The sequence below is a fragment of the Agathobaculum sp. LCP25S3_E8 genome, from assembly GCF_052117165.1.
Classification (GTDB): Bacteria; Bacillota; Clostridia; order Oscillospirales; family Butyricicoccaceae; genus Agathobaculum.
The window spans coordinates 1-3,834 of sequence record NZ_JBQKJR010000113.1 but is presented as its reverse complement, the minus strand read 5'-3'; the positions used below and the strand labels follow the sequence as shown (position 1 = coordinate 3,834).

The window sequence follows — 3,834 nt, the reverse complement described above, 5'->3', positions numbered from 1 at the left end:
GCCGCAGTTTTCCTGCGTTCCGCTACGCTCCACTTCGGAAAACTGCGCTGTATTACCATGCTTTTCAGATTTTGGGTGTTTCCAGACTGCACATTTCTTGACATTTCCATAAATATCGGTCTGGCATCCGATCTGGAAGGCCTTGATTTGGAGAGCATCTACGGTGTGGGCCTGTATCGCACGGAATTTTTGTTCAGTGAGCGTGCCACGGCGCCGACTGTGGAAGAGCAAATCAAAGAGTATAAAAATGTTTTCGACAGCTTGGCCGGTAAGGATTTGATTATACGCACGCTGGACATTGGCGGCGATAAAGTGATTCCGTATCTGGACTGCCCCAAGGAAGAGAATCCGTTTTTGGGCTGCCGAGGCATCCGCCTTTGTTTTCGCAATGAGAGCTTGCTGCGGGATCAGTTCACAGCACTGCTTACAGCATCTGAGGGACGGCCGTTTTCTGTAATGTTCCCCATGATTTCCAATATTGCTGAGTTTAGGAAGGCAAAGAAGATATGGGGCGAGATTGCTGCGGAATTGAAGGAAAAAGGATGCAGCATCAGCCCTGATATCCGTTTGGGGGTTATGGTTGAAACACCGGCGGCAGCGTTTTGCGCTGATTTACTCGCCAAAGAGGTGGATTTTGCAAGTATTGGCACGAATGATCTGACGCAATATGTGCTTGCGGCTGATCGTGGCAATCCGAATGTAGGCGTCAAGCTGAGTTATTATGATCCTGCTGTCTTACGTGCTATTTATCAGACGATTTCCGCCTTCCGCCAAGCGGATGTCAAAATCAGTGTTTGCGGCGAGGCAGGCTCGGATGTTCATTTCTTGCCGCTGATGCTGGCAATGGGCTTGCGCTATGTATCCGTCAGCCGCTCTTTAATTGATCGGGTGCGTTACACGGTGCTCAATACATGTGTGGAAGAACAAAAAACTGTTTTGCAGCATGTTTTAACAGTGGCAACGGAAGAGGAAGTACGCGCTGCCGTCAGCTGAAGAAACCGTAAAGAAGAAAGCCAAAACGCGGCTAATAGCCAGGAATTTGAAACCATACTATTTCGATCATGCGAGGAACAAGCCAATGAAGAAAATCAAAAACGCAAAGAACACAAAAACGCTTGGACGAATGTGTTTTAATTGGATGATTCCCGCTGTGGAATACTGGTTAGAACAGATGGCTGCTGAGGGATGGTTGCTGTGCAATTTCAACCATGTAATCTATTATTTTCAACGCAGCGAACCGATGAAATGCAGATATTATATTATATCATCGGAATTAGGTTCAAGTGATGAGAAGGCTGTGGCAAACGAGCTGCAAGGAAAAGGCGCAGTCATCTTCGGCACGGGGGTTCGCCGGTTTGGTGGACCGGAATTTGTTCTGCGTATGGGTGAAGAAACATCCGGTGCGGATCTGAAACGCTACTATTTGAAACGCAACAGTCGGATCATCAGCAGCATGCTGAGTATGATGGGAGCGTTTGGGTGCCTTGCACTATGCATCATTGCTTACTTTGGGTTTTACGCAAAGGATCTTCAGAGCGTGCTTTTCGGTAATCTCTTTTTGCTCTTGCTTGCAGGTGTCTTGGGGATTTTCTTAAGATTTTTCATATGCAAATGCAAAAAAAACCATGAACCATACTCGTTTTCAAATATCTTGAAATGAGATTAAATATGCATTGAATTCGCGTATAGTTATTTCGGACAGATACGAATTAAGCCAGATCGATTTTCCATGCGCTGAAATGCCTGTACCAAACAAAAGCTTCGGGAATCCAATCGTTTCCGAAGTTTTTGTTTTGCTTTAAAAACACCTTTCCCTTGACGTGGGCCAGGCTGTCTATGACAATTAAGTTAGGAATCGGAGGGATAATATTTTGTTGGAAAATATTCAAATTTTGGTTTCACAACTCCTTGTGATGTTTTTGCTAATGGCGGTTGGCTATGCTTGTTTTCGATTGAAATATCTCAACAATGTCGGTGCAGGCCAAATGTCACTCATCTTAACACGCATTGTCTCTTCCTGTGTCATTATCGAATCCTTTCAACGGGAATTCGATCCCTCGCTGGTCATTGCTCTGCTGGAAGCAGCTGGCTGCGCCATTTTTGCAATGGGATTGTCAATTGTGATAAGCCATTTACTGTTTCGCGCAGATGGCCCACATAAAAACTTTGCGGACAAACGCATGTGTGTGGTATTTACTAATTGCGGATTTATGGCTTTGCCGCTGCTGGATGCGCTGTATGGTTCTTATGGCTTGTTTCTCGGCTCCGCATTTATTGCTGTCAACAATGTGCTGCTGTGGAGCTACGGCGTTTCTCAGCTTTGCCGCGATACCACTCCGACTCAGAAAATTCGCAATGCAGTGCTCAATCCGGGAGTGGTTTCTGTTGCAATTGCGCTGATTATTTTCCTGACGTCGTTTGAATTGCCAACCATTCCTGCAACTTGCATTTCCTATCTTGCATCGCTCAATACACCAGTTGCTATGATCATTCTGGGCGCATTTCTTGCTCAATGTGATCTGCGCTCCTGTTTTCAGGATAAACAAGTGTATTTTGTCACTGCGCTGCGCCTGCTCATTCTGCCGCTGATCACGATGGCATTTTTCCTATTGCTGCCGCTTGACAGCATCTTGCGCAACGCAATGCTGATCAGCGCGGCGGCCCCGGTTGCCATGGTCTGTTCCATGTTCGGTCAAGTATACGGAACAGATTATCTGTTTTCTACGCGCACGGTGGCTGTTTCTACGATTTTCTCCTCGCTGACCATTCCCTTCATAATCGCGCTGAGCAGTTTGATCGGCGGCTGAAACCGCGTATTTTAAGTTATCTCCAGCGCAGTTACGAGTACATATACACCCGCTATAAGGATGTCGCATCTGAGCTGTTCTCTATTAATAAGAATTATAAGATTACAAAAGCATATTCTCATTGCAAAAGTAAGGGGAAAATTGCTTTGCTGCCTATAGAAATGTTACAGCAGCACTACAGGATCACCGATTAGGTTGACAAATGCCCCATTGCATTTTATATTTCAGGTAAGCTATAAGTAATCTTAAGGTCATGAAGCCTTACTATATTTTTATAACATTAACACACCTATCTTTTATGTCGAAAGATAGGTGTGTGTTTTTGTGCAGAGCGTTGTTTCCACATCCGAGAGCACATCCAACTTGACCCAGTGTCATTTTTGCATGTCGAAAGCAGAGGGGGTTCCATATAATTGCACCATGAATGAGATTCATTGTGTCCGCCCGATGGTGCGGACGGAAGAGGCAACGCGCTGCCACAGCTTTTCTGAGCAGGTATATAAGCAGCAACTCTCTCGTTGTAAGAAGAACGAGGTGGATAGTCTTGTCAAAATTCTGCGTTTGTGTCATGTCACCGGTCTGCATTTGAAAAAGACAGAACCGTTATGAATGCCGTCATTTACGCCCGCTACAGACAACTAACGTGAAGAAAGCATCGAAGGTCAGCTCCGGGAGTGCCAAAGCGAAAACAGGGCTGTGCGAAAAAAACGATTCGCAAGCATTTGAACGAAGATTTGGCAGTTAACCATATGATGCGGTTGCTATGGAGTGACGCGATGGTTGAGCGGATCGCAGATCTGGTGGTGATAGAAAGCACCAAGGATAGTGTACTCCTGCCAAAGCTGTCCGCACAACTTACGGATATACAGAAACGGGTGGCCAATCTGTTAGCAAAAGCCGTCACGAAAGTGACGGCTTTCAGTCTGTCGAAAAAGTCCAGCAAAAGCTGGGCTTTTTCGTTTGAGCGCGGTAAAATAGGAATAGGTGGTGAGAGCAATGCTGGAACGAGGAAAAATGGATCGGGATG

At 45.8% G+C, this 3,834-nt stretch carries 4 protein-coding genes; all 4 read left to right on the top strand.

Annotated features, from left to right (window positions below; all coding sequences use genetic code 11):
• A partial coding sequence (locus ACTQ34_RS17605; protein WP_441364902.1) for a putative PEP-binding protein occupies nucleotides 1-993 on the top strand: 993 nt, incomplete at its 5' end.
• 85 nt (nucleotides 994-1,078) lie between these two features.
• Nucleotides 1,079-1,660 carry a DUF2812 domain-containing protein gene (locus ACTQ34_RS17600; RefSeq protein ID WP_441364901.1) on the top strand — a complete coding sequence of 194 codons (582 nt, stop codon included), beginning with the start codon at nucleotides 1,079-1,081 and terminating at the stop codon, nucleotides 1,658-1,660.
• Nucleotides 1,661-1,871: 211 nt separating this feature from the next.
• Nucleotides 1,872-2,807: an AEC family transporter gene (locus ACTQ34_RS17595; RefSeq protein WP_441364900.1), complete on the top strand. Its 936-nt coding sequence runs from the start codon at nucleotides 1,872-1,874 to the stop codon at nucleotides 2,805-2,807.
• A 776-nt stretch (nucleotides 2,808-3,583) separates the two neighbouring features.
• The coding region (locus tag ACTQ34_RS17590; protein ID WP_441364899.1) for a hypothetical protein at nucleotides 3,584-3,834 on the top strand (251 nt) is incomplete at its 3' end.